Source organism: Chryseobacterium ginsenosidimutans (assembly GCF_024807225.1).
GTDB classification, from domain to species: domain Bacteria; phylum Bacteroidota; class Bacteroidia; order Flavobacteriales; family Weeksellaceae; genus Chryseobacterium; species Chryseobacterium ginsenosidimutans.
Genome location: NZ_JANUCO010000001.1, coordinates 805,237 through 831,002, shown reverse-complemented (window position 1 = coordinate 831,002; position 25,766 = coordinate 805,237). Strand labels below are relative to the sequence as shown.

Here is a 25,766-nt window from a genome sequence, read left to right as displayed (position 1 = left end):
TATAACTAAAAAAAACACCATCCATACAATGAAAAAGTACTTACTTTCACTTGCGGTCTTATCGCTTTTTTATACGAAATCTGATGCTTGTGCGTGGTCGGATCCGGATTATGAATATTTTAATCTCTTTACACAAAGTATCATTAGGGACAAATCTTACCTGCCTTTTCTTCATTCTTATTCGGAAGCGTTTTATACCAATTTTAAACCTTCCCAAATTCCGGACGAGAATATTTATGCATGGAAGAAGTTTTTCAATAATCAGTTGAGTTATGCAGAAACGGATTATCTGGTGAATAAAATGAACATCAATGATTTGAATGCCTTAAAAAAAGGAACTCCGACCAATCAGTTATTAATAAAATTAGGTGCCGGTTTTTATCAAAAATATCATGAAGGAATTGATTATCTGATTGAGGCAAAATATCTTGAGCCTTACATGAAAATCAATTATGTGGAAAGTGCCGATTCTTTTTATTACCGAGAAAACACAACCGATAAAAATGCCACCAATCTTGATTATAACAAAACGATTTCAGCATTAACATCACTTTACAATGCTGCAAAAAATCCTGAAATTAAGCAGCGATACGGTTATCAATTGGTTCGTTTCAATCATTATACGAGAAATTATGATGTGGCGGTTCAGGCTTTTAAAACGTATGTTCTGCCTATAAAATCGAAAGGTGCGCCTTACATTATGGCGCTTGACCAACTTGCAGGAGCGCAACGAGGATTGGGTATGAAAAGCGATGCCAACTGGAATTTCTTTCAGGTTTTCAAAGACAGTAAAAGCCGTAAAGAGTCTGCTTTCGTTTCGATGAAACTTTCTGACACCGCTTCTTTTAATAATATTTTGAAAAGAGCCGGAACGAATGACGAGAAAAATATGGCGTATTTTCTTTTGGGATATGAAGATTTCAACAATCCTATTCCGATTATGGAAAAAATGTTTGAGATTGATCCCGATTCGGAGATCCTGAAAGTAATGGCAGTGAGAAGTATTAATGAATTGGAAAGAAATTATCTTCCGATTTATTATTACAACAATAATGATGGAAATTCAACAGTTCAGGTTGATAAAGTTGACAATTCAAACAAAACTTCAGATCAGGTAAAAACTGAAACAGAGCCGAAAAAAGAACTTTCTTTCTGGCAAAAAATTGTCCTGTTTTTCAAAAAGCTATTCGGAATAAAAGATAAAAGTCCTGCAGAAAGTAAAGCAGATCAAAGTAATGATGAATTATTAGACAATCCGAACAGAATTCCGGTTTTTACAAAGAATAATTATTGGTATGATGAAAAGACGAAAGACTTTTTGGATGAGTTGGAAAAATTCACCGATAAAACCAAAGAGAAATCGAAAGATGAATATTGGCAGATTGCCGATGCTTACCTGAAGTTTTTGAAAAAAGATTACAAAGCAAGTACGAAAGTTTTAGAAGATATTAAAACCACCAATCCGGAATATTTGGAGGAAATAAAAAGGATGAAAGTGCTGAATGATATTGTTTCTCAACCCAAAATCGATGCAGAATATGAAGATCATTTAATGAAAGATTACGCAGAATATTTTGTGGACAAGCCGGAAGTGAAAAAAGACAGCACGGAAACCAGTGAATATGATTATTATGGTGAAGTCCCTTCAACGAAAGATTTCCTGAAAGATGTTTTGGCAAACCGTTATTTCCTTCAAGGCGAAGACGGAAAATCTTTTCTGATGAATAATAAACTTTCGGACCTGCAGTACAACCCGAATTCCACTTTGGTAAAAAGTGTAGAAGATTTTTATAGAAAACCAAATAAGACTCAGTTTGAAGAACAAATCATCGCTAAAAATATTAATGATGTCGGAAATATTGATGCGTTTTTTGCGGTAATTTATGGCGACAGAGCCATGAGACAGGCAGATTTTGAAAAAGCTAAATCTTATTATGCAAAAGCACAGAGTTTCTCGGGAATTCCTAGATCCGAATGGAATTATGATGCTAAGAAAACGACACCTCTTGAATATTCTGGAACTGCTTATAATGGATTTAATAATATTTCAGATCTTGTTTTCGGTCATAATGTTTGGGAAAGCTACCAAAGTTCGTCTGATGAAAGCATGGAAAAAGAAGATTACTCACAATTCCCTTTCATTAAGCCCATGATGAATAAATTGGAATTGGTAGACGCATTAATTCAGTTGAAAAAAATCGGAGTCGGAAAAGATGAAAAATCTGCAACTGCTAATCAATTAATAGGAAATTTATTATACAACACTTCTATTTTAGGATATTACAGACAATTATTCGTCATGGATATTGACAATACAAACGGTGGAAAGTACGATTTCTGGAGTACGGATAAACAAAATCCTTATCAATATTATTATAAAAACTTCCTGAATCGAACGTATATTGAACCTGATAATTTTGATCTTGCTATCAATTATTATAAAAAAGCATTGGACATTTCAGCCAATAAAGAACAAAAAGCAAGAGTTCTTTTCCAGATGGCAAGTGCAGAACAGGGGAAATATTATCAGTATGAAGCTAAGAATCCTTCAAAAGTTGATTATTCAGATCCTGATTATAGTAAGAAAAGTGATGCTTATCAAACACAACTGGACCAACTTAAAAATCAAAAATACAGAACCTATTTTGCTTTATTGAAAACGCAATATGCAGATGCAGAGGTTACGAAAAACCTTATGGGAAGCTGTTCTTATTTTGGGTATTTTATGAAGTAAATTTTTGAATTATAGAAACAAAAAAGGAATCAAATTGATTCCTTTTTTTGTGGCTGTTTCTGAAGCCATTCGTTATGCTTTTTTTCGAAGTATTGCTGCTTATAATTCTGATTTCTCTTGGCTGCATCGATAGAATGTGAAGTATGTATATCTTCATCTTCTTCTGCAAAATCAGACAGCTTTTCGTAGTAACAATGAAGTTGATCGAGCTCTTTTTCTGTGAGATCTTCGATGTCGACAATTCTGTTGCTTGCTTTTTCGTTGGCAGCAATCAATTCGTTCAGTTTTATCTGAATAGCTTTTGAATCTTTATTCTGAGCTTTTTGGATCAGGAAAACCATTAGAAAGGTAATAATCGTCGTTCCTGTATTAATTACCAATTGCCAAGTCTCCGAATAATTAAAAACAGGTCCTGAAAATGCCCAAGCTACCACAATTGCCGTCGCACCCAAAAATGCGTAAGAAACTGCCTGTAAATTTGGTTGCCCAGTCTGAAAATTTTTCGAAAACACTTTTATTTGTATTAGCCATTTTATTAGTTTTAATCAACTTTTAACTATCAAAAACTCCGCCGAAGTCATACGTTTTTGACTTTTACAAGAATGATTATATATTATTTTCTTTGCTAATTGACATTGTTAGTTTTAAATGAAAAAAAATTCTTTATAAAGCAAAAAAATCCCTCTTCTTTCGAAAAGGGATTTATTATATTTAAGGTGTTGCTTTAAAACTTCCGTCATCAGACTTCCATCTTCCAGCAATTTATCACACTTTAATTTCAACGTCTACACCTGAAGGTAACTCTAATTTCATTAGAGCATCCACAGTTTTAGAAGAAGAAGAGTAGATATCCATCAATCTCTTGTGAGCTGATAATTGGAACTGCTCTCTAGCTTTCTTGTTTACGTGTGGAGATCTCAATACAGTGAAGATTCTCTTATTAGTTGGCAATGGAATTGGTCCGTTTACAACAGCACCAGTAGCCTTTACCGTTTTTACGATTTTCTCAGCAGACTTATCTACCAAGTTGTAATCGTAAGATTTTAGTTTTATTCTGATTCTTTGTGACATTTCTTTAATTTAAAAAATTAACCTTTTGCTTTAGCGATGATATCTTCAGCAACGTTTTGAGGAGTAGCTTGGTACTTCTCTAATTCCATAGAAGAAGTAGCTCTTCCTGATGAAAGTGTTCTTAGAGTCGTAACATATCCAAACATTTCAGATAATGGAACTGAACCTTTGATAACAACGGCACCGTTCTTTTCTTCTTGTCCACTGATTGTTCCTCTTCTCTTGTTAAGGTCACCAATGATGTTACCCATATATTCTTCCGGAGTTACAACCTCCAATTTCATAATAGGCTCCATGATTACTGGCTTAGCAGCACGTCCCGCTTCTTTAAATCCTAATTTAGCAGCTAATTCGAAAGAAAGTGCATCAGAATCCACTGCGTGGAAAGATCCGTCTTTAAGAGTAACTTTAATACCTTCAACTTCGAAACCAGCCAAAGGACCGTTCTTCATTGCAGCTTTAAAGCCTTTTTCAATAGCTGGAACAAATTCTCTAGGAACGTTACCACCTTTGATCTCATTGATGAATTCTAAACCAACTTTACCTTCTTCAGCAGGTCCAAGTTCAAATACGATATCAGCAAATTTACCCTTACCACCAGATTGTTTTTTGTAAACTTCTCTGTGTTGAGCAACTCTTGTAAGATTTTCTTTGTATTCTACCTGAGGCTGTCCTTGGTTAACTTCTACTTTGAATTCTCTTCTCATACGATCTACAAGAATGTCAAGGTGAAGTTCACCCATTCCTGAGATAATCGTTTGACCAGAAGCTTCGTCAGTTTTAACCTGGAAAGTAGGATCTTCTTCAGCTAATTTAGCTAGAGCGTTACCCATTTTATCCTGGTCTGCCTTAGTTTTAGGCTCAACAGCGATACCAATTACCGGATCAGGGAAAACCATCGATTCAAGAACGATTGGGTTTTTCTCATCACACATTGTATCACCAGTTTTGATAGATTTGAAACCTACAGCTGCACCAATATCTCCTGCTTCAATATATTCTACAGGATTTTGCTTGTTAGCGTGCATCTGATAGATTCTAGAGATTCTTTCTTTATCTCCTGAACGAGTGTTCAAGATATAAGAACCTGCATCTAGTCTTCCAGAGTATGCTCTGAAGAATGCCAATCTTCCTACGAAAGGATCGGTAGCAATCTTAAATGCTAATGCTGCGAAAGGCTCATCTACAGATGGTTTTCTGAAAATTTCAGCATCTGTTCTTGGGTCAGTACCTTTGATATCATCTTTATCCAATGGAGAAGGCAAGTATTTACATACTGCATCCAACATAAACTGTACTCCTTTATTCTTGAATGAAGAACCACAAGTCATTGGGATAATAGATAAATCAATAGTAGCTTTTCTAAGAGCTTCGTTGATTTCGTCTTCTGAAATTGAATCTGGATCTTCGAAGAATTTCTCCATCAAAGTGTCATCATAATCAGCAACTGCTTCAACTAATTTCTCTCTGTATTCCAGAACTTCAGCTTTCATATCTTCAGGAATTGGCACTACTTCGAAAGTAGCTCCTTGTCCTGCTTCATCCCAAACGATCGCTCTGTTTTTAATTAAATCAACTACACCTTTGAAATCTTCTTCAGCACCGATTGGTAAAACGATTGGAACTGCGTTTGATCCTAACATAGTCTTAACCTGGTTTACCACGTTAAGGAAGTCAGCACCTTGTCTGTCCATTTTGTTTACGAATCCCATTCTTGCAACTTTGTAGTTGTCGGCAAGTCTCCAGTTTGTTTCAGACTGAGGCTCTACTCCATCTACTGCAGAGAATAAGAATACCAAACCATCCAATACTCTCAAAGATCTGTTTACTTCTACTGTGAAGTCAACGTGTCCTGGTGTATCGATAATGTTGAAGTGGTAAGGCTTAGTTTCAGCTAATGGCTTACCTTGGTCTGTAGGGAAGTTCCAAGAACAAGTGGTTGCAGCAGAAGTAATAGTAATACCTCTTTCTGCTTCCTGCTCCATCCAGTCCATTGTAGAAGCACCATCATGTACTTCACCAATTTTGTGGTTTACTCCCGTATAGAATAAGATTCTTTCTGTAGTGGTAGTTTTACCAGCATCAATGTGCGCAGCAATACCAATGTTTCTAGTAAATTTAAGATCTCTACTCATTTCTAATTAGAATTTAAAGTGTGAGAAAGCTTTGTTAGCTTCCGCCATTTTGTGAGTATCAGATTTTTTCTTGTAAGCAGCACCTTCTTCTCTTGAAGCAGCTACCACTTCGTTAGCCAATTTCAAAGCCATTGACTTATCATTTCTCTTTTTAGAGTAAAGAATTAACCATTTCATTGCCATAGAAATTTTTCTATCTGCTCTGATTGGCATAGGAATTTGGAAGTTAGCTCCACCTACTCTTCTAGAACGTACTTCTACGTGAGGCATAACGTTAGTTAATGCATCTTTCCAGATTTCTAGTGCAGTTTTTTCCGTTTCTCCTTTTTTACCTTCTACGATTTCTAATGCATCATAGAAAATTTTGAATGCGATTGACTTCTTACCGTCAAGCATTAAGTTGTTTACGAATCTCGTTACCAATTGATCATTAAATTTCGGATCTGGTAACAACGGTCTTTTTTTCGCTTTTGTCTTTCTCATTGCTTCTGTACCTTATTTAATGATTATTTTTTCTTTCCTTTAGCTGGTGCAGCTGCTGCCTGACCTGGTTTAGGTCTCTTAGCTCCATACTTCGATCTTCTCTGTGTTCTTCCACTTACACCTGCAGTGTCTAAAGCACCTCTTACGATGTGGTAACGTACTCCCGGTAGGTCTTTCACCCTTCCGCCTCTAACCAATACTATCGAGTGCTCCTGTAGATTATGTCCTTCGCCCGGGATATAGGCATTCACTTCTTTACCGTTAGAAAGTCTTACCCTTGCTACTTTTCTAAGTGCAGAGTTAGGTTTCTTCGGTGTAGTAGTATATACTCTCGTACATACACCACGTCTTTGTGGACAAGAATCTAGGGCAGCCGATTTGCTCTTCTTGGCAAGCGTGGCTCTTCCTTTTCTTACTAATTGTTGAATAGTAGGCATTTAATTGCTTTTTATTTTAGGGTGCAAATTTAATATTTTTTTTTTAATTAACAAGCACTCAGACATAAATTATATTTTTTATTAAAAATTAATTCACAGACAGTTACATTTAATCGACGATTGTCACCTGTACATTTCTGTTCCAGCTAAATTTTTTAATATTTTGCCTAAGCTGTAAAAGATTTTCCTTATTAATAGAATAGACTGAAACTTTATCCCGAGAAACAGAAATAGGATTTTTTATTTTTAAAACAGCAGCTTTCTTCCAGTTTTTGGGAACGTGCCCCTGAAACCATTCGTCATAAATGATTGCAACATCATACTTATTATTAATGGTATATTGACTCAGGAAAGTTTCAAAATGATTATCGATCGGTTTTTTATTTTCTGTGAACGGAATCATGATTTTTGATCCCAACCCAACAATATCCAATAAATGGATATCCGTAAAATAACTAATAGCACCAATATCATTTGCGACAACTTTGGATGTATCGTAATAGGTATGCAAAAATTTGGCTGATTGAATTTGCTGTTCGTAAATGTTTTTCCCTCCGTTGTTCAACATTGTATGTGCAAAAGAACATTTGTAGATCAGCAAGACGACATTTAGTATTATTAATCCGGAAAGAAGTTTTTCTTTTTTAATATAATTTTTAAAATTTTCAAAAAAACCTTTCACTTTTGGGATCAAAGCCATTGAAAAACCTGCTAAAATATAGGCTTCATATCGAAAGATTCCTTTTAAATCTGCAAACATAGAATGACATATCATCAGTAAGGAAATAACGATCAGAAGAAAATTATCTTTAATTAAATCATTAAAAGTTTTCTTTTTAACATCCCTAAAAACAAAGATCAGACCCATTATAATAGGAAAGAATCCTATTTTGTAGAAACTTATATTGAATAAAAAATTATCTAAGAAAATCGATTTTAGCTGATTAGGAAAATTAGAGTCTAAAGTAAGTTTCGTTCCTTTCACCAACACAGAATTTGGAAATAAATAGCCATCATGCTGATAATTAAAATAACAGAAAATAACGACTGGAACAAACCCTACAGCTAATGTAAAAAACGCTTCCTTCCATTTTTTAATTAACATAAAAACAAAAGCCAGAATGACGAAGTAAAACATACTTTCGAAACGCACCAATCCCATTAATAATAAGGAAAGGTAAAATCCAAGGACGGCAGTTTTATTTTTAAAATTCGAAAGACAGAAAATATTTAATACAAATAAAAACACATGAAAAATATGCTCCATTCCCGATAAAAGCTGCAAATGTAACACAGAAAAAAATAAGGTAAACAAAACCGCGCTTACAATATTCTTTACACTTTTAAAAATTCCTAAAAAATATTGATTCAAAACATAAGCAATTCCAACTCCTAAAATCAAATTAAAATAAAGCGAAATCTGATCATTATTCCCGAAAATCTTAATCAAAACACTTAAAAGATAAGTGAATAATGGTGAAGAAGACGTAGAAGAAAATTCATATCTCGTCACTCCCCAAACATCATGTAACGCAAAGTTTTTTGCCATCGCCAAATGAATATAAGCATCATCAATAAGATAAACATAATGCCCATCGGTTTTCGAAACTAAATTAAGATAATATCCAAAACAAACAGCTAGAAACAGGAAAATCGCTATCCCGAAACTCTTTATACTAACATTTGAAAAAAGGCTCATATTTAAATATATTATAAGAATCTCAAAGATAAGTATCATCAATCATGAATCCTTATTTTCGGCATAATATTTACTTAATTTTGCTTTAGAAAAGAATAAACTACTATATAATATGAAAAATTCTAACATCATCGGTCTAAAAGAAACCGACTGCAAACAAATCGCAGAAAAATTAAATATCCTTTTGGCAAACTATTCCGTTTTTTATCAAAATACAAGAGGTTCTCACTGGAACATCAAAGGGGAGCAATTTTTCACCCTTCACCCAAAATTTGAAGAACTGTACAATAGCTTGGTATTGAAAATCGACGAAATTGCTGAAAGAATCTTGACTTTAGGAGCAATACCGGCTCACAACTACTCAGATTATTTAAAAGTGGCAACCATTAAAGAAAGCCAGGAAGTAAGCGACGGAACAAAAAGTGTTGAAATTATCTTAAATTCTTTCAAAGTTGTGATCGACTTACAGAGAGAACTTTTAAACGTTACAGATAAAGCCGGAGACGAAGGTACCAACTCGCAAATGAGCGACTACATCACAGAACAGGAGAAAGAAGTTTGGATGTACAACTCTTATCTCGGAAAGTAAACATAGAAGATTTATCAGAAAATATTAAAAAAATCACCTTACATTTAGGTGATTTTATTTTTAATTATTAAATTTGCGTATAAATTACACAATTATGCACGACGTACGATTGAATTCTATTCTAGATAACGATTTTTATAAAATTACCATGCAAAATGCGGTGGTAAAATTATTCCCAAGTTCAGTAGTAAAATACGAGTTCATCAACAGAGGAAAGCACGAGTTTCCGGATGGTTTTGATGCCGCTTTAAGAGAAGCCGTGAACAAAATGGCAGAACTTAAACTGACGAAAGATGAAAAAAAATTCATGGCAAGAACTTGTCCATATATTGATCTTCCCTATTTAGATTTTCTTGAAGGCTATCATTTCGATCCGTCTGAAGTCAAAATTCATCAGGAAGGAAGCGATCTTTCTGTGGTCGTTGAAGGACTTTGGTACAGAACGATTCTTTGGGAAGTGCCTTTATTAGCCTTAATCAGCGAACTTCATTACGAAATGAACCATTTGGAAAGAGACTCCAACGAAGTCGTGGTAAGCAAAACCATTGAAAAAGCTGAAGGCTTAGGAAAATTGGGTGTAAATTTCGCCGAATTCGGAACAAGAAGAAGACACTCTTATAAAGTTCAGAATTTGGTCGTAGAAGCATTAACACAGAAAAAAGAATCTACATTTATAGGAAGTTCAAACGTACATTTTGCCATGAAATACGGAGTGAAACCTATCGGAACTCACGCTCACGAATGGTTTATGTTCCATGCTGCTGAATATGGTTTTAAAATGGCAAACGAATTAGCGCTGGAACATTGGGTAGATGTTTACAGAGGCGATTTGGGAGTTGCGCTTTCAGACACATATACAACGGATGTTTTCTTCCAGCAGTTTGATAAAAAATTCGCAAAACTTTTCGACGGCGTTCGTCATGACAGTGGAGATCCGCTTGTGTTTGCAGACAAAACCATTGCTCATTATGAAAGACACGGAATCAATCCTTTATTTAAATATATCATTTTTTCAGACGCTTTAAATCTCGAAAAAGTAGAGGAAATTACCAATTATTGCAGAGGAAAAATCGGTATTTCTTTCGGAATCGGAACAAACTTAACAAATGATGTTGGTTTAAAACCAATGAATATCGTGATGAAATTAATTGGAGTTCAGGCTTCCAACCAAGAATGGATTCCAACGGTAAAACTTTCCGACGAACACGGAAAATACACCGGAGATCCCAAAATGATCGAACTGGCAAAAGAGTTTTTAAGAATAAAAGAATAATACCATGAAAACAAATGCCATTTTAGTAGTATTGCTTTTCGCGGGAATTTTTTCATTTGCCCAAAAGACAACGGAAAAACCGAAATTCAATCAGGAACTTGCCACAAAATTAGGCGCCGACCAATACGGAATGAAAGCTTACACGATTGTAATGCTGACAAGCGGTTCCACAAAAATCGATGATAAAGCTAAAATGGGAGAATTAATGAAAGGACATTTAGCCAATATTGGGAAATTAGCAGATGAAGGAAAAATAATTGTTGCCGGTCCTTTTCTTGAGAAAAATAAAGAAAATTACCGTGGAATGTTCATTTTCAACACAAAATCCAAACAAGAAGCAGAACTTTGGGTAAAAACTGATCCCGCGGTTTCAGGCAGGAGTTTTCAACTATGAAATTTTCCCTTGGTACGGCTCGGCTGCGTTGCCAACTTATCTGGAGCATCATAAAGAGATTTCAAAAGAGAATCCTTAGTTATGAGCTTTTATAGTAAATTTTCCGACCAAGACTTAATCGAATCTTATAATAATCAGATTGATTATCAAGGCAAAGCAACACAAGAACTTTTAGAAGAAATTACAAGCAGGACTACTCTTGAAAATTTTCAAGCTATCATTGAAAATCAGAAAGGAATATTGAACGAGCGCAACAGAATTATTAGAGAAATTCATCAACATTATTTCAATAAATCTTCAAAAGAAGAATCTCTTTCATTATTAAAATCTGATTTGCTATCCAGACAAGAAATTAGAATTCTTGTCGAAGAAAAATATTCTCATATTCATCAGAATGTTGAAAATTTAAATGTAGACTCAGACACCTTATTGAAAAGTTTTGTAGGAATAATGATCGCTCCATTTGTGAGTTCTATAATTATTTTTATCCTTATTTTCTCAATCAATGCATTAATTGCGTTTCATTTCTTCTTGCTTATTCCGGCTTACATTATTAATTACTTTGTGATTAGGCGCATCACTAAAAAAACACGAGATAATTTGGCTGTTTTTATCGCAACATTTATTGCAACGGTTTTAAATCTCATCTTTTTTATTCTTTTAATTAATTAAAAATTTTCCACTAAATATTAATAACGAAACCTCATAAAATTTGTGAGGTTTGAGAATCCTTACTAATTTTTTACTATCTTAGTTTATCTCTTTTTTATAATTAAAAAACTCATTATAAGAAAGTTAAAAACAATTCACCAAATCATAAAAACTTATTCTATGAAAAAATCAAACTTAACGAAGCTTTCAAGACAATCATTGAAAGATGTTTTTGGAGGAACACTTTACCCGGCTTTAGAATGCTATTCAGACAGAGAATGCGCAAAATACGGCGAAGCTTTAATCATGTGCCCAAACGGAACATCTTCAATGACAAATTATGGCTGTATGGGAGGAAAATGTATGCTCAATACAGGATTTTGTCCGCCATTGGAAATTGAAGGACCTATTACTTTAGAACCTTAAAACCGTATTAAGAAAAGTAAATTAAATCTTTTTGTTTACTTTTTTAATAAACAAATCACCTCGTTATTCCGACGAGGTTTTTTCTTATATTTATAAAAACAAAACCACATGAAAACCATAGAAGAAGTTCTTAAAAAATTAGATGAAATCATTATTTGGGCTAAAGAAAACCAAAGTCCGGTCGGATATTTTGCTTGTACCTACAGAATTATGACGGCGCAGGTTTTAAAAGGAATTCAGCAGAAAAAATTTGAAGATAATCCGAGAATGACTCAGCTTGATCTTGCTTTTGCAAACCGATATCTTGAAGCTTGGGACGCGTATTCAAAAGGTCAGCAATGTACCAATTCATGGTATCTTGCATTTGAAGCAACGAAAAACAAAAATCTTCTTATTTTACAGCATATTTTCTTAGGAATGAATGCGCACATCAATCTCGATCTGGGAATTTCCGCGGCGACAATTATGCCTTATCGAAAAATCAATCCTTTGAAAAAAGATTTTGAAAATATCAATAACGTCATTTCATCCATTAATCAAAAAGTTCAGGATTCTTTAAATAAAATCTGTTATCCCGTAGAATTAATTGATAAAATATCGAACGGAAAAGACAATGCCGTTTTAGATTTTGCCATCTCAAGAGCGAGAGAAACGTCTTGGGCAACTGCAGTAATGACTTCCAACACACCGAATTTCTTAAGAAGCTCCGTCATTGGAATTGTTGATTACGCCGCTGCAAAAGTAGCTTCACAAATTTTAAATCCAAAAATTCTTACTCCCGCTTTAACCAAGGAATTGAAGAAATGTGAAAGCAGCGATGTCGTGAAGAATATTGAAATTCTAGCTTCAACGAAAAACGTTTAATCGAAATTAATTTTAAAAGAAAAAAAATAAATGCCTAGAACTTCAACCTTTTGGAATCAATTTTTTATAATTAAAAACTTCAACCAATATCCGATACTTTCTGCTTTATTAAAAGGCTATGAAGGTGAGAATCTCATTGGGTACAGTTACATCGATCACGAACAGGGAATTACCTTTGATATCTTTAAGTTGTTCGAAGAAAAAGAGGGAAAATATATCATTACCAAGAATCTTATTGCCGATAAATCGAGAGCTATTTTAAGATTTGAACATTTCGCGGGTTTGTACTTTGAAATTGCCAATCTTAACGCTTTAGAATCTTTAAATCTTGAATTCCCAGATTATATCAGACAACATGAGAGGTATGATCTTAAAAAATTTAGAGAACATGAAATTTATCAAAAATTCGCTGCAAAAGGTTTTCCTGATGATATCAGCGTTTTTCTTTCAGATGAAACAGGCAAATTCAAAACCGAAAATATTTGGATAAGAGTAGAATCTTTTGATGCAGAAAAAGAAACCGGACTTGGTACATTACTTGTTCAGCCATTTCAAAAACTCGGAGTAAATAAAGGGGATTCTATTATTTTTAATTTAGCAGAAACTCAGGATAAGGAATTACGACCATTTGGATTTATACAAAAAAGACAAGTAGGAGAAACTGAAAAAACAATAAAGACACCGCAAGAAAAAGAAAGCAAAAAATGGTGGAAATTTTGGTAACAAGCAATCTTGAGGTTTCCCGTAAAACAAATCAATTTATCTTTTTGTAATTTTGAAAAATGGAGATGACATATTTAATTGTAGGGTTTATTGCCGGAGGAATTTTGGGCGCAGTTGTTCTATATTTTGTGTTGAAATCGTCGATGGTTTCAAGAATATCTTATGATGAACTGAATAATTTACACATTAAAAAAAATTCTGATTTAGAGAATTCTAATCTCAAAATTCAGGAATTAACGCAGAATATTACTAAAGAAAAAGAATTCAATTTGCAGCAAACAGATCTTTTTAATGATCTTAAAAATGAATTTGCTAAAATTTCCGCAGTCCATTCATCTTTGAGTGCTCAGTTTTCGGAACAGAAACAAATTAATGCCAAACAAACTTCTCAGATTGAAAATCTTCTAACGGAGAAACAGGATATTTTCGCAAAAAACTCAGAGCTTTCTGCTAAAAATGAAGGGTTACAAAAATCGTTAGAAACTCAAAAAGGAGAAATTACCAAAATTCAGGATGAATCAAAATTACAGTTTGAGAATCTTGCCAATAAAATTTTAGAAGAAAAAACGGAGAAATTCACGACTTTAAATCAAAATAATTTAAAAACAATTCTTGAACCTTTTCAGGAAAAAATTACCGACCTTAAAAATCGCGTGAATGAAGCTTATGAAAAGGAAAATAAAGAGCGTTTTTCTCTCGCTGAAAAAGTAAAAGAACTTGCCGAACTGAATCAACAGATTTCTGAAGACGCCAAAAAACTCACAAGAGCTTTAAAAGGCGAAAGCAAAACCCAGGGAAATTGGGGAGAAATGATTCTGGAAAGCATCCTTGAAAAATCCGGTTTGGTAAAAGGCAGAGAATATTTCCTCGAGCATGAGCTTCGGGATGAAGACAACAAAGCGCTTTTTTCAGAGTTTTCAGGTAAAAAAATGCGTCCCGATGCCGTTATAAAATATCCGGACGAGAGAAATGTCATCATCGATTCTAAGGTTTCTTTGACGGCTTTTACAGAATTGGTGGATGAAACGGATCAGGATATTTATTTGATAAAACTGAATCAGCATTTATCTTCTATCAAAAATCACATCACCCAATTAAGCCAGAAAGCGTATGATGATTACGGAAAATCTTTGGATTTTGTGATGATGTTTATTCCGAGTGAACCGGCTTATATTGCAGCGATGCAGGCAGATCAGAATCTTTGGAACTATGCGTATGACAGAAGAGTTTTATTATTAAATCCGAGCAATTTAATTACTTCTTTAAAACTGATCGCCGATCTTTGGAAACGCGAGTATCAAAACAAGAATTCTCTTGAAATTGCTGAAAGAGGAGCAAAATTATATGACAAATTTGTAGGTTTTGTCGACAATCTGGAAAAGGTCGGAAGGAATCTTGATCTGGCAAAAAACGTATACAATGATGCTTACAAACAGCTTTCAACCGGAAATGACAATCTTATCACTCAAACGCAGAAACTGAAATCTTTAGGAATTAAAAACAAAAAAGATCTTCCGCAAAGTATGATCGATAACTCGCAAATTTCGATGGATAATGCAGATGAATAAAGATTTCTTATCAAAAATAAAGGAAACCTCGGTCGATTGATCGGGGTTTTTATTGGCTTAAAATTCAAATTAAAAGACTCTTAAAAATAATTTTACATAATTTTGCAGAATGTTAATAGAAAGCTTTCAGAACGAAAAGGTAAAACACGTCACCAAACTCCTTACAGACAACAGATTTCGCAAAAAATCGAATGTTTTTGTAGTAGAAGGTCAACAGGAAAATGAACGCGCTCAGCAATTTGGATTTGAGTCTGTTGAGTTTTTTATCTGTGAAAATATTTTTCAGAAAAAGCTTCCGACAGGAAAAGTTCATTTGGTAAGTGATAAAGTGTATGAAAAAATAGCTTACAGAGGAAGTTCTGAAGGGATCATCGGAGTTTATAAAACAAAAGAAGCAGATTTATCTTCATTTAAACCAAAAGAAGATGCTACCATAATTATTGTTGAAGGCGTTGAAAAACCAGGAAATTTAGGGGCAATTCTGAGAAGCTGCGAAGCTTTCGGCGTTGATGCTTTAATTGTTTCTGATGGGAAAACGGATTTTTATAATCCAAATGTGATCAGATCAAGTGTTGGATGTCTTTTCGGAATGGATGTTTTTCAGGCAGAAAATCAGGAAACGCTAGAATTTCTTCAGAAAAATAATTTTAATATCTACACAACTATTATGGATGAAACTTCGGAAGATCTTTATAAAAGAGATTTTAAGCAGAAATCTGCGGTTTTATTCGGAACGGAACATTCTGGGCTAAGTGATTTCTGGATAGGGAAAGGAAAAAACACTTTAATTCCGATGTCGGGAAGTATTGATTCTTTGAATTTGAGTAATGCGGTTGCAATTACTTGTTATGAAACATTGAAACAGAAAAAAGGATAATTTTTTGGAAAGGAAGTTTGAAGTTTGAGGAGCGAAGTTCTTTAAGACTAATTTAGAATTAGCAGATCAATGCAACTTCCGGCATCCATCTTCCAAACTTCTATCTAAACTATAAAGCATAAAAAAACCGCATCACTAGGTGACACGGTTCTTTTATTTTTAAGCGTAAGCTAGAATTATTTCTTAACTTCTTCTTTAGCAGCTTTAGCGTCAGCTTTAACTTCAGCTTTAGCATCTTTAGCAACTTCTTTAACTCCAGCTTTAGCAGAATCGATAGCAGCAGTAGCAGAATCAGCAGTAGCAGTTACTGTAGAATCAGCAGCAGTAGCAGTAGAATCGATTGCAGTTGTAGCAGAATCAGCAGAAGCTTCAGTAGAGTTAGCTTCAGTTTTTTTACAAGCAACTAGAGAGATTGCAGCGATAGCAGCTACGAATAATGACTTTTTCATAATAAATTAAATTTAATTTTGTTAATATTGTTTTATAAAATTTTATTTCTGTTCTGATATTTGAACAAGACAAAGGTATAGCAGATAGAAAATTTGTTTATGAAAAATAATTGTAATACCTTTGTAAAATAGTTTTACAAATAAATATAACTGATAATCAATAATTTAATCATTTTAAATAAATTGACGGATTTAGATCTATTACATTTTGAGCAGCTAAAAAAGGATGTACAGGCTCAATATTTGAAAGAATACACCCCTTCCCATGATGACATATCAAAATGGAAGGGTATAGATATCATATACTTCCAGGAAGATCTTCGTAAAAAGGCTAAAGGAAACATTAGCGAAAAATCTTTTTACACGTACTTCAAAAATTCACCGGTTACCAAATTACCAAGAATCGACATGCTTAATTTACTGAGTATTTATGCAGGTTACGGCTCTTGGTATGAGTTTAAAAAACAGCATCTTTTTGCAGGCGAATTACTCACAGACGATGAAGATATAGAGGATCATGAACTCCAAGAATTAGAGAAAACAGTTTCTGCATCGCTTAATCTTCCGAAAAGTGAGATTCAGCCTAAAAAAGTGGAAATAAAGGCTTCAGAAAATACTGATTTACAAAAATCAAATACTGAAAATCAATCAATTAGTCAAAATAAAGAAGTATCTCAAATTTCTAATTCAGAAGCAGTAAAACCTAAGAAAAATTTCTTCAAAAAGAACGCTTGGGCAATCATTACATCAGTTTTGATTATTACAACCGGACTTTTAGGTTTTAAAGATGTCATATTTTCAAAAACATATAAATATTGTTTTACGGATGCCGACAGAGGTGCTTCAGTAATCAATACACTGGAAATAAAAGTGATTAAAGAAAACGAATCTCCTATTCTCTATAAAATAAAACCGGGAGAATGTTTTTACTACTCTACCAAAGATAAAATTCTGAAAATGCAGATCAGCTCGCCTTTTTATGAATATCTGGAAGTAAGCAGAAGCCTTCAAAATGCGCCTGATGAAGAAACCATTGAGCTAAAACCCGATGATTATAAAATGGCGGTCAACTATTTCTCCGTGAAAGATGCTAACGGAAATCCTGAGCTTTTGAAACAAAAACGTAAGCAACTGGAAAATCTGATCAGCAACAATGCCGTTATTTATCAGGTTTACGACAATGCGACGTACGGAATTGAGACTTTAGACAAACAAAAATATATTACCTTAGTAACAACACCCACCACATCATTGAAGAATCTAAGTGTAATCGAAATGAAAAAAGATAAAGGAAAAATAATCTCCATTAAATTTAAAATTGCAACGACTGATGAAAAACCTCAATAAATTCTTAATTTTTGCAATGCTATCCCTTGTTCTTGCAGCTTGTAACAACAAAAAAACGGATTCAATAAGCGACCTAGATAAATTAAGAAACAGCAACAACAGAAAGAGCTATCCTGCTGTACAAATGGACAGTATGCAAGCGGTAAATTCTATTACGAAACAAAAAGTGCAGGAACTCTTAGACTTATCCACGCTTTATCTTTCAGGAAACAAAGATACGGAAATAGACACGGTGATCTACTCGCAGATGCAAAGCTATTTCCATAAACCGGATACTTTAACGTTCAAAAAATTATTCCGTGAACTGGATAGTTTGAAGGTAAAAAGTGTAAAGGTAAACAGCCTTGAAGTGTATAAAGATTTTTATAAAAACGATACGTTGGATTACGCAAAATTCAATGTAGAATATTTTGACGATAAGAATAGATCTCTCGGAATTTTTGAGAAAAATGCTCAATATATTTTGCAATCTGCGCCTGTGAAATTTAAAAAAGAGTTTAAATTTTTCTTTTTGAATTTTTATTCTAATCCGTTATTGAAGAAAGACAGCACATCAGTCGGCGTCACCAAATAGTCCAGCGGAATATCATTTTCCCAGACATCATCGATATTTTCATCGGGGTTAAAATAATTAACTCCGATTTTTTTTGTCTCAGAAGAAAGATTTTCGAAAAAACCGTCGTAGAAACCTTTTCCGTAGCCTACTCTATTTCCTTTTTTATCACAATACAACAAAGGTGTAATGACATAATTAAAATCTAAAACTTCGGAATCTTCATTAGAAACAGGCTCCGAAATATCCCAATGATTCAGTTCGAATTTTGTTTCTTTAAAAATCTCAACAGAAATCAATTTCGTATCAACAATTTTAGGCACAAAAACTCTGATATTTCGACTTAAAAAATATGTGATGAATAGTTGAGTATCAAATTCTTTAAACTTCTCGATAGGAATAAAAACATGCACTTTTTGACCTGAAATAGGTTTAAAATAATCAATAAAATGCTGAAAAATATTTTCAGATAACAAGAAAGCCTCATCAGTTGACAAGGCTTTTCTTTTTTGCATATATTTTTTTCTCAATTCAGCTTTTAACATATTATGTATGTATTTTCAGCTTAAAAAATTTTATATAATTTGTCTGATGAACGAACTTTAAATGGAAGTTCAAAAGTAATCTGATCTCCTATTTTTGCCGTTTCACAAGGTCCTCCATTGGCGAAAATTTCGGTAATTGTAATTTCCTGTTCACCGGTTGTAGGACCAGAAATTAACACCTTATCTCCTATTGAAATTTCTTTGTTTTCAATTAAAAACTGTGCGATTTTCGATTTTGTATAATAGTGTTCTGCCTTTCCGATCAAAACTTTTTTAACCTTTATTTTCTGACGAATATCTTTGGTTTCAACAGCTGCAGCTTTCGCTAAAGTCTGAGTTGAAAGATCTCCGGAATTTTTAAATTTCAATGCTTCAGATTTTCCTTTTCTGAACACTTTATTACCAACCTGCAACCCTTTTCTTAAGGCAACCTGCTCCTCCCAAGGTAAATGTATGATATCAAAACATTCTGTAGAACAAGTATTTTCCATCGTTGCTTTACACTCATCACATTGAATAAACAATAAATGACAAGCATCATTGGCACAATTCGTATGGTTATCGCAAGGCTTTCCGCATTGGTGGCATTGCGCAATAATATCATCTGTAATTCTTTCGCCCAATCGATGATCAAATACAAAGTTCTTCCCAATGAATTTGCTTTCGATATTTTCTTCCTTAATTTGGCGTGTATATTCAATAATTCCGCCTTCCAATTGAAAAACGTTTTTAAAACCTTGATGTTTAAAGTAAGCACTCGCTTTTTCACAACGAATTCCGCCTGTACAATACATTAACAGATTTTTATCTTCTTTAAAATCCTGTAACTGTTCGTTGATAATCGGTAAACTTTCTCTGAAATTTTCTACATCCGGAGTAATTGCCCCTTCAAAATGACCGACTTCACTTTCGTAATGATTTCTGAAATCCACTACAATTGTATTCGGATCTTCCAGTAAGTTATTAAATTCCTGCGCTTTTAAATGAATTCCTTTGTTGGTAACATCAAAAGTTTCGTCATTCAAACCATCGGCAACAATTTTATGTCGTACTTTTATTGTTAACTTTAAAAAAGAATGATCGTCTTGCTCTACCGCTACATTTAAACGAATACCTTTCATGAAATCGTAAACTTCTAACGTGTCGCGAAATGCTTCAAACTGATCCGCAGGAATACTCATCTGAGCATTAATTCCTTCATGGGCAACATAGATACGACCGAGCGCATCGAGTGCATTCCAGGTTATAAATAATTCGTCGCGAAATTTTTTGGGATCTTGAATTTTGGCATACGCATAGAAAGACAATGTAAGGCGTTCCTTACCAGCTTCATCAATAAGTTGAGCTCTTTCTTCTGCGCTTAAGGTGTTATACAGTTGCATGCTATAAACGTTTTAAGTGAGAAAAATATTTTTGCAAAGATAAGAATTTTTCAAATATGGGTTTTTATGAATAAAATCACGGTAAATAAGTGAATTGGATTGATAATTGGTGATTCACCTTTTAATTTAATTCTAATCCTTGTCAAGGTTTTTGAACTTTGACAAGGATGGCTACTTCAGATAAAATTAATTTACTACATTTAACTTTCATGACAATTCAACCATCTATATGTCATATTGTCTTTAATAAATTTTTAAGGTTTGTTAATTGAGACTTTAACAATTATGGCTTAATACATAAATTATTCCTATTGTTGTTAAAATTTAGTTAAAAATGAAACAATCCATACCAATTGCCTACCTATTTAGCATTAAATTTGTTTTCAATAAAACGAAAAAAAATACAACATAATAAATAACAAAGAAAGATACAATGAAGAGTACTTTAAAAAAACTATTACCATTTGCAGTAGTAGGCATTATGTCCGGAGCTACTACCGTTGGAGCATTACAATATTTCAATCATGAATCCAACAACGGAGATCAATCATACTTTACGAAAGCTTCAAATGTTTCTTTTGCAGGAATGAATTCTGCAGCAGTGGGCGATGATTTTGTAAAAGCAGCTAAAACGACAGTTTCCGGCTGTAGTAACGATTAAAAATTACCAATCGCGAACGACGAGCAGAGCTTCGGAACAGGATATGTTTGATTTCTTCTTTGGAGATCCGTTTGGAGGAAAAGGGCAGCAAAGACAAAGACAGCAACAGCAGCAAGTGCCGGATAATATGCCTTCAGGAATGGGATCGGGTGTTATTATTTCGCCGGATGGTTATATTATTTCAAATAACCACGTTGTGGCAGGAGCAAATAAACTTGAAGTTGTTTTAAGCAATAAAAAATCTTATATCGCAACCCTAATAGGAACTGACCCGAATACGGATATTTCATTATTAAAAATTGAAGAAAAAGGATTGCCTTATTTAAATTTTGCCAATTCTGATAATATTGAAGTCGGACAATGGGTTCTTGCCGTAGGAAATCCGCTTGGATTAAATTCTACCGTAACAGCAGGAATTGTTTCCGCAAAAGGAAGAGGAATCGGAATTTTGGGTGGACAAGGAAAAGCAACCAACCCGATTGAAAGCTTTATTCAGACCGATGCAGCGATTAATCCTGGAAACTCAGGAGGAGCTTTGGTAAATACCAACGGAGATCTTATTGGTATCAACTCTGCCATTCAATCAACAACAGGTTATTATCAAGGTTACGGATTTGCTGTTCCTGCGAATCTGGCAAGAAAAATTGTTGAGGACATCAAGAATTTCGGTATTGTACAGAGAGGTTTCTTGGGGGTAACTTCATTAGATTTATCAGATGACCAGTTGGTTGCAGCTTACAACAAGCAAAAGAATACAAATATTAAAGCTGGTTCCGGAATATATGTAACAGGATTTGGAGAAAGCAGCGGTGCTGAAGATGCAGGTCTGAAACTGGGAGATGTTATCACTAAAATTGATAATATAGCAATTACAGATTTTGCAGATCTTTCTATGGCTGTAGGAAGCAAACGTCCTGGAGATAAAGTTCAGGTTACTTATTCTAGAAACGGTAAAGATGCTACAACTACTGTTACTTTAAGAGATCAAAAAGGCGGAACTGCTACAAGAACAAAGGCAGACCTTAGTGTAACTGAAAAAATCGGGGCAGAATTCCAAAGTATAGATGATAAAACGAAAGCGTATTATGGAGTCAATAGCGGAGCTGTAGCCAAAAATGTTATGGAAGGAAGCGAAATGGCTAAAGCAGGTATTGTAGATGGCTATATTATTACTGAAATCAATGGTAAACCTGTAAATTCTCAAAAAGATGTGGAAAACTTACTGAATAAATTCTCCGGAACAGTACAAATAAAATATCTGGACGACTATGGAAGAGGTTATCAAAGAGGTTTTAAAATGCCTTAATTGAAGAACTAAACTTCACTTTTCATAGTAACGAAAAACGCTGCAAATTGCAGCGTTTTTTATTTATGATTTATTCATTTTTTCAGCGATTCTTCTTTTCTTTTTCCGTTCATAAATGACTTCTACAATCTTACCTCCCATCCACGCAAAAGGGAAGAAAGTAAGGAAAATAGAGATTTTATAAAACGTTGGATGATAAGGAAAAACAATAACGTCCAACATGGCTATAAACAACATGATGAAGCCGATAAGAATAGCATAAGCCACTTTAGCATATTTAACGATAATAGCCGTTACCACACCTCCCACAGTAGTTCCTAATCCGGAAATAAACAACAGGAAGCCAAAAAAGGCATCGTTATGCTGCATGCTTTGAAGAAACCTTTGCCAATGCTCAAACGGAGCAAAAGCGTCGAAAGTAACCCATTGCGGAAATACTCTTATACCAAGAGTAATGATAAGGCCGGCAATTCCGAGACCTATAATAGCCGCAAGTGTATTTCTTATAAAGTTCATTAATCCTGATGTGCGATCATAGAGATTTCGATATCAACATTTTTCGGCAGGCAAGAAACCTGTACCGTTTCACGAGCCGGAAAGCTTTCTGCATCCAAATAAGAAGCATAAATATCATTCATTACAGCAAAATCATCCATACTTTTAAGGAAGATCGTAGCTTTCACAACATTTTTAAAAGTCATTCCTGCTTCTGTAAGGATCGCTTCTAGGTTTTTCATTACCTGATGCGTTTCTTTTTCAATTCCTTCCACCAATTTACCCGTTGCAGGATCTACAGGGATCTGACCGGAGATGTACAATACACCATTTGCCATGTTGGCTTGTGAATAAGGTCCGATAGCTGCAGGAGCATTAACAGTGTTGATTATTTTTTTCATTAGAATTTATTTTGGGTGCAAATATAAAATTTATATTCTATTTCTATAATCAAATATCAATCCGATATTAGAAAGGCGCATTGGGTTGTGTGAAACTTCTGTCTTTATACTTAATGGCATCACTTAAGATATTGGCTTTGATACCGATAAAGAAGTCATACACTTTATACTGACCAAACGGAACCCAGTTGAAATTGATCGTAAAACTTCGCTGATCTCTCGCAAAACCGATTCTTGTATACGCCAATTCTCTCGTCACCATGTCGTAATGCGTACTTCCGTTGATATTCCAGTAAGGTGTTAATTTAAGACTTCCATCCAACCCAACTGAAGCCAGTTTTGTCGGCGTTCTTGAAGCTGTACTTCTTGTGTAGGCATAATTGGCATTCACATTCAACGTCCAGGCCTGATCGAAATGAGCGTAATTATCATCATCAAAATAATAATTTTCATTCCTTACCTCTCCTTTCGATTTGTATTTTTTAGCATAATCTGTTTTTTCGCCAAATATTTCGCTGCTTAAAGGATAAGACATCTGAACATTGAATCCCTGAACACTGAAATGCCCGAATTCTTCCGTTCTGATTCCCGTTTCCTGTCCCGGAAGATAGATAATTTTATACGGATCTAAAGAAACACTTGTGTTTACGCTTAATTTATTATTGAAGAAAGAAGACTGTCCATTGATCGTCACGATTGACCAAGGATGATCTTTTGCAGCAAAGTTGTAACTTCCGGAAAGATTTAAAGATTCAAAAAGTTTTACCTTTTTCACACCTGTAGAATCGCTTTTAGACTTTACTTTCATTTCAATATTGTTTCCGATATTGAAACCTAAAGCACCTACCATTCCACTTGAAGGGCTTCCGATGATACCTCCTTCAAAAATTGAATAAGGCGTTAAAGCACCGTTTGCATCATAATAATTTTTGTAATACCCAAAACCGGAACCACCAAAATCAGGTGAATACGTAAAACCGATACTTGGTGTCATCATATGTCGGATTGCTTCAACCGCAGAACCTTTTTTAAAGTTCAGCATACCATATAATGTCGTCTGAATACTTGCTGTACTTGAAAATGTAGAATATCCAGAAATCCCTTTGTCGGTTTGCGTAACAACTTTATTCTGAATAGGATCGTAAAATTTGTCTACCGTTTTTGTCGTTAAAGCATTATCAATATTAGCTCCTAAACTGAACGTAAAATATTTCGCAACCGTTGTATTGGTACCTAAAGCAATATTATTTTTCAAACCGGTTTGTAGTTTATCCCACATTGCCTTTTTGAAAAGTTCACCTTCGTCGGTTTGCACAAAGTTTGTTAAATTAAGCCCTGTATTTACCGTAAGATTTTCCAACAATCCGCTTCTAACACCAGTTTTTGATTTAAATAAATAAAACTGATTGATCGCAACATTCATCTGCGGCAAACGAAGATCGGATAATCCCGTTGCAAAATTCTGAGAATAAGAAGCCGTTCCCGTAATCGTTGCAGGCAGTTTCAAAAATCTTTTCGTAATCGTTACCGTTGAGTTTTGCTGGGTATTTAATACGTTTTGATTTAAAATATAATTGTTATTCAGGGTATTATTATAGAATTTTGTACTTACCACATCTACTGAAGCAGAGAAATTAAGGAAAGGATTTGCCTTTGTATCCTGCGTATGTCTCCACGCAATTCTGTAGGTACTTGTTTTTCCGTAATCATCCAACCCTTTGATCCCACGAACCGCAGTTCCTATATCTGCAGAGAAATTCCCGGAGTAGCGGTATTTCTTTATATAGTTCATTTCAGGTCTGAAATTAAAACTTCCTTTGGTATAAATATCGGTAAGAATCTTTAAATCAAAATGTTCCCCGATCGGCTGATAATACCCCAATCCGTTCAGGAAGAAACCTACATCCTGTCTTTCCCCGAAACTCGGAATCAAAATACCTGCAGCTCTCTTACTTGAAAAAGGTAAAATAGCAAAAGGCATAATCAAAGGAGTCGGAACCTGCTCAATATACAACTGAATAGGTCCGGAAACGATGGACGATTTATTTTTAGTTTTAATTAATTTAAGATAATTAGCTCTTAAAAAATAATCGGCTGCCGTATCCTTTTTCTTAATATAATAATCATCCGTTGTATAATCTGCCTGTCTCATGGCAAAGACAGAATCACTATATTTCTTTGTTTTATTGGCTACAATAACTCCTTCACTTTCCTCCGTTCTGGCATTAAATGCGATCGCCTGTTTGGTTTTGGTGTTATATTGAAACTCTGTCGTTTCATATGTTTTACCCGCCTGAATTGTAATTACAGGTTCTATAATTTTTCCTAAAGAATCTTGTTTTCCACGAGCGTACATCAGATTTTTTTGTTCGTCGATGGAGATATAATCTGCATCAATCTGAAGATCCTGATACTTTACCTGAGCATTTTTGTTCAGATAAATCATCTTTTTCTGGAAATCTCTACGTTGAAAATCAGCTTTTGTCTGAAGAATATCTTCCAGCGATTCTTTTTTCAATACTATGGTATCCTTTTTGGAAATAGTATCATTAGCCACATTTTTAGGTAATTCTTTAGAAGTTTCTTGTGCTAAAAAATTGTTAAAAATTAGGATAATTAAAATTTGTAATATATTTTTGGAGACGGTTTTGACCAATTTTTTGTTTATATTTATTGTATACAATTAAGGCTCAAAATTAATAT

General features: G+C 34.2%; 23 protein-coding genes and 2 pseudogenes. 13 read left to right on the top strand and 12 right to left on the bottom strand.

The annotated features are described in order from the left end of the window. Nucleotides 1–28: 28 nt before the first annotated feature. A complete protein-coding gene (locus J3D55_RS04030) occupies nucleotides 29–2,734 on the top strand; it encodes a hypothetical protein (RefSeq protein WP_259128210.1) in 2,706 nt (901 codons plus the stop codon). A gap of 29 nt (nucleotides 2,735–2,763) precedes the next feature. On the opposite strand, the pseudogene J3D55_RS04025 reads toward J3D55_RS04030, so the two are convergent. From J3D55_RS04025 to J3D55_RS04000, 6 genes and pseudogenes are all read right to left on the bottom strand, one after another. Continuing rightward, a pseudogene (locus tag J3D55_RS04025) lies at nucleotides 2,764–3,265 on the bottom strand (low affinity iron permease family protein). A 234-nt stretch (nucleotides 3,266–3,499) separates the two neighbouring features. Next, on the bottom strand, nucleotides 3,500–3,805 hold the full coding sequence (gene rpsJ, locus J3D55_RS04020) for a 30S ribosomal protein S10 (RefSeq protein WP_002661363.1): 306 nt from the start codon (nucleotides 3,803–3,805) through the stop codon (nucleotides 3,500–3,502). Nucleotides 3,806–3,822: 17 nt separating this feature from the next. After that, nucleotides 3,823–5,940, bottom strand: a complete 2,118-nt coding sequence (fusA, locus tag J3D55_RS04015; RefSeq protein ID WP_259128209.1) for an elongation factor G — start codon at nucleotides 5,938–5,940, stop codon at nucleotides 3,823–3,825. A 6-nt stretch (nucleotides 5,941–5,946) separates the two neighbouring features. Further along, nucleotides 5,947–6,423 (bottom strand): 30S ribosomal protein S7, encoded by a 477-nt coding sequence (rpsG, locus tag J3D55_RS04010; RefSeq protein WP_259128207.1) that lies wholly within the window; start codon nucleotides 6,421–6,423, stop codon nucleotides 5,947–5,949. Between the two features lie 23 nt (nucleotides 6,424–6,446). Beyond that, complete coding sequence (rpsL, locus tag J3D55_RS04005) at nucleotides 6,447–6,860, bottom strand: 30S ribosomal protein S12 (protein ID WP_259128204.1); 414 nt, start codon at nucleotides 6,858–6,860, stop codon at nucleotides 6,447–6,449. Between the two features lie 109 nt (nucleotides 6,861–6,969). Further along, nucleotides 6,970–8,559, bottom strand: a complete 1,590-nt coding sequence (locus J3D55_RS04000) for a DUF8728 domain-containing protein (protein WP_259128201.1) — start codon at nucleotides 8,557–8,559, stop codon at nucleotides 6,970–6,972. 112 nt (nucleotides 8,560–8,671) lie between these two features. Here J3D55_RS04000 and J3D55_RS03995 point away from each other — a divergent pair, with 112 nt between their 5' ends. From J3D55_RS03995 to J3D55_RS03955, 9 genes are all read left to right on the top strand, one after another. Further along, the gene (locus J3D55_RS03995; protein WP_259128198.1) at nucleotides 8,672–9,148 is read left to right on the top strand and encodes a Dps family protein; all 477 of its coding nucleotides are present in this window, start codon (nucleotides 8,672–8,674) and stop codon (nucleotides 9,146–9,148) included. A gap of 94 nt (nucleotides 9,149–9,242) precedes the next feature. Further along, nucleotides 9,243–10,421, top strand: coding sequence for a nicotinate phosphoribosyltransferase (pncB, locus tag J3D55_RS03990; protein ID WP_259128197.1), 1,179 nt, complete (start codon nucleotides 9,243–9,245; stop codon nucleotides 10,419–10,421). A gap of 4 nt (nucleotides 10,422–10,425) precedes the next feature. Next, entirely contained in the window at nucleotides 10,426–10,815 is a 390-nt protein-coding gene (locus J3D55_RS03985) for a YciI family protein (RefSeq protein WP_259128196.1), read from the top strand. 81 nt (nucleotides 10,816–10,896) lie between these two features. After that, nucleotides 10,897–11,487 (top strand): hypothetical protein, encoded by a 591-nt coding sequence (locus J3D55_RS03980; protein WP_259128195.1) that lies wholly within the window; start codon nucleotides 10,897–10,899, stop codon nucleotides 11,485–11,487. Between the two features lie 159 nt (nucleotides 11,488–11,646). Further along, a complete protein-coding gene (locus J3D55_RS03975; RefSeq protein ID WP_259128194.1) occupies nucleotides 11,647–11,892 on the top strand; it encodes a hypothetical protein in 246 nt (81 codons plus the stop codon). A gap of 108 nt (nucleotides 11,893–12,000) precedes the next feature. Continuing rightward, nucleotides 12,001–12,756 (top strand): DUF5995 family protein, encoded by a 756-nt coding sequence (locus J3D55_RS03970; protein ID WP_259128193.1) that lies wholly within the window; start codon nucleotides 12,001–12,003, stop codon nucleotides 12,754–12,756. A 30-nt stretch (nucleotides 12,757–12,786) separates the two neighbouring features. Then, nucleotides 12,787–13,479, top strand: coding sequence for a hypothetical protein (locus J3D55_RS03965; RefSeq protein WP_259128192.1), 693 nt, complete (start codon nucleotides 12,787–12,789; stop codon nucleotides 13,477–13,479). 59 nt (nucleotides 13,480–13,538) lie between these two features. Beyond that, nucleotides 13,539–15,047: a DNA recombination protein RmuC gene (locus tag J3D55_RS03960; protein ID WP_374759458.1), complete on the top strand. Its 1,509-nt coding sequence runs from the start codon at nucleotides 13,539–13,541 to the stop codon at nucleotides 15,045–15,047. Nucleotides 15,048–15,156: 109 nt separating this feature from the next. Beyond that, nucleotides 15,157–15,924: a TrmH family RNA methyltransferase gene (locus tag J3D55_RS03955; protein WP_259128190.1), complete on the top strand. Its 768-nt coding sequence runs from the start codon at nucleotides 15,157–15,159 to the stop codon at nucleotides 15,922–15,924. A gap of 176 nt (nucleotides 15,925–16,100) precedes the next feature. Here J3D55_RS03955 and J3D55_RS03950 read toward each other — a convergent pair whose 3' ends face one another. Beyond that, complete coding sequence (locus J3D55_RS03950) at nucleotides 16,101–16,373, bottom strand: hypothetical protein (RefSeq protein ID WP_259128149.1); 273 nt, start codon at nucleotides 16,371–16,373, stop codon at nucleotides 16,101–16,103. A 183-nt stretch (nucleotides 16,374–16,556) separates the two neighbouring features. Here J3D55_RS03950 and J3D55_RS03945 point away from each other — a divergent pair, with 183 nt between their 5' ends. Together J3D55_RS03945 and J3D55_RS03940 are read left to right on the top strand one after the other, a co-directional pair. After that, nucleotides 16,557–17,720, top strand: coding sequence for a hypothetical protein (locus J3D55_RS03945; RefSeq protein WP_259128148.1), 1,164 nt, complete (start codon nucleotides 16,557–16,559; stop codon nucleotides 17,718–17,720). Beyond that, nucleotides 17,704–18,294, top strand: a complete 591-nt coding sequence (locus J3D55_RS03940; RefSeq protein ID WP_259128140.1) for a hypothetical protein — start codon at nucleotides 17,704–17,706, stop codon at nucleotides 18,292–18,294. Before J3D55_RS03945 ends, J3D55_RS03940 begins: the two co-directional genes overlap by 17 nt. On the opposite strand, the gene J3D55_RS03935 is transcribed toward J3D55_RS03940, so the two are convergent. Both J3D55_RS03935 and trhO read right to left on the bottom strand, forming a co-directional pair. Further along, nucleotides 18,240–18,818: a 5-formyltetrahydrofolate cyclo-ligase gene (locus J3D55_RS03935; protein WP_259128139.1), complete on the bottom strand. Its 579-nt coding sequence runs from the start codon at nucleotides 18,816–18,818 to the stop codon at nucleotides 18,240–18,242. The genes J3D55_RS03940 and J3D55_RS03935 overlap by 55 nt on opposite strands. A 20-nt stretch (nucleotides 18,819–18,838) precedes the next feature. After that, a complete protein-coding gene (gene trhO / locus J3D55_RS03930; protein ID WP_259128138.1) occupies nucleotides 18,839–20,200 on the bottom strand; it encodes an oxygen-dependent tRNA uridine(34) hydroxylase TrhO in 1,362 nt (453 codons plus the stop codon). 433 nt (nucleotides 20,201–20,633) lie between these two features. Here trhO and J3D55_RS03925 point away from each other — a divergent pair. Then, nucleotides 20,634–22,167 (top strand): annotated as a pseudogene (locus tag J3D55_RS03925) (trypsin-like peptidase domain-containing protein). Between the two features lie 63 nt (nucleotides 22,168–22,230). Here the strand turns inward: J3D55_RS03925 and J3D55_RS03920 are convergent. From J3D55_RS03920 to J3D55_RS03910, 3 genes are all read right to left on the bottom strand, one after another. Continuing rightward, the gene (locus J3D55_RS03920; RefSeq protein ID WP_259128137.1) at nucleotides 22,231–22,683 is read right to left on the bottom strand and encodes a hypothetical protein; all 453 of its coding nucleotides are present in this window, start codon (nucleotides 22,681–22,683) and stop codon (nucleotides 22,231–22,233) included. Then, a complete protein-coding gene (locus J3D55_RS03915; protein ID WP_047401234.1) occupies nucleotides 22,683–23,063 on the bottom strand; it encodes a RidA family protein in 381 nt (126 codons plus the stop codon). The genes J3D55_RS03920 and J3D55_RS03915 overlap by 1 nt, the downstream gene beginning before the upstream one ends. Nucleotides 23,064–23,130: 67 nt before the next feature. Beyond that, nucleotides 23,131–25,719 carry a putative LPS assembly protein LptD gene (locus J3D55_RS03910; protein ID WP_259128107.1) on the bottom strand — a complete coding sequence of 863 codons (2,589 nt, stop codon included), beginning with the start codon at nucleotides 25,717–25,719 and terminating at the stop codon, nucleotides 23,131–23,133. Nucleotides 25,720–25,766 lie beyond the last annotated feature (47 nt).

Coding starts and splice junctions, on each gene's coding strand:
- J3D55_RS04030 (WP_259128210.1), top strand. CDS start 29: ATGAAAAAGTACTTACTTTCACTTGCGGTCTTATCGCTTTTTTATACG.
- rpsJ (WP_002661363.1), bottom strand. CDS start 3,805: ATGTCACAAAGAATCAGAATAAAACTAAAATCTTACGATTACAACTTG.
- fusA (WP_259128209.1), bottom strand. CDS start 5,940: ATGAGTAGAGATCTTAAATTTACTAGAAACATTGGTATTGCTGCGCAC.
- rpsG (WP_259128207.1), bottom strand. CDS start 6,423: ATGAGAAAGACAAAAGCGAAAAAAAGACCGTTGTTACCAGATCCGAAA.
- rpsL (WP_259128204.1), bottom strand. CDS start 6,860: ATGCCTACTATTCAACAATTAGTAAGAAAAGGAAGAGCCACGCTTGCC.
- J3D55_RS04000 (WP_259128201.1), bottom strand. CDS start 8,559: ATGAGCCTTTTTTCAAATGTTAGTATAAAGAGTTTCGGGATAGCGATT.
- J3D55_RS03995 (WP_259128198.1), top strand. CDS start 8,672: ATGAAAAATTCTAACATCATCGGTCTAAAAGAAACCGACTGCAAACAA.
- pncB (WP_259128197.1), top strand. CDS start 9,243: ATGCACGACGTACGATTGAATTCTATTCTAGATAACGATTTTTATAAA.
- J3D55_RS03985 (WP_259128196.1), top strand. CDS start 10,426: ATGAAAACAAATGCCATTTTAGTAGTATTGCTTTTCGCGGGAATTTTT.
- J3D55_RS03980 (WP_259128195.1), top strand. CDS start 10,897: ATGAGCTTTTATAGTAAATTTTCCGACCAAGACTTAATCGAATCTTAT.
- J3D55_RS03975 (WP_259128194.1), top strand. CDS start 11,647: ATGAAAAAATCAAACTTAACGAAGCTTTCAAGACAATCATTGAAAGAT.
- J3D55_RS03970 (WP_259128193.1), top strand. CDS start 12,001: ATGAAAACCATAGAAGAAGTTCTTAAAAAATTAGATGAAATCATTATT.
- J3D55_RS03965 (WP_259128192.1), top strand. CDS start 12,787: ATGCCTAGAACTTCAACCTTTTGGAATCAATTTTTTATAATTAAAAAC.
- J3D55_RS03960 (WP_374759458.1), top strand. CDS start 13,539: ATGGAGATGACATATTTAATTGTAGGGTTTATTGCCGGAGGAATTTTG.
- J3D55_RS03955 (WP_259128190.1), top strand. CDS start 15,157: ATGTTAATAGAAAGCTTTCAGAACGAAAAGGTAAAACACGTCACCAAA.
- J3D55_RS03950 (WP_259128149.1), bottom strand. CDS start 16,373: ATGAAAAAGTCATTATTCGTAGCTGCTATCGCTGCAATCTCTCTAGTT.
- J3D55_RS03940 (WP_259128140.1), top strand. CDS start 17,704: ATGAAAAACCTCAATAAATTCTTAATTTTTGCAATGCTATCCCTTGTT.
- J3D55_RS03935 (WP_259128139.1), bottom strand. CDS start 18,818: ATGTTAAAAGCTGAATTGAGAAAAAAATATATGCAAAAAAGAAAAGCC.
- trhO (WP_259128138.1), bottom strand. CDS start 20,200: ATGCAACTGTATAACACCTTAAGCGCAGAAGAAAGAGCTCAACTTATT.
- J3D55_RS03920 (WP_259128137.1), bottom strand. CDS start 22,683: ATGAACTTTATAAGAAATACACTTGCGGCTATTATAGGTCTCGGAATT.
- J3D55_RS03915 (WP_047401234.1), bottom strand. CDS start 23,063: ATGAAAAAAATAATCAACACTGTTAATGCTCCTGCAGCTATCGGACCT.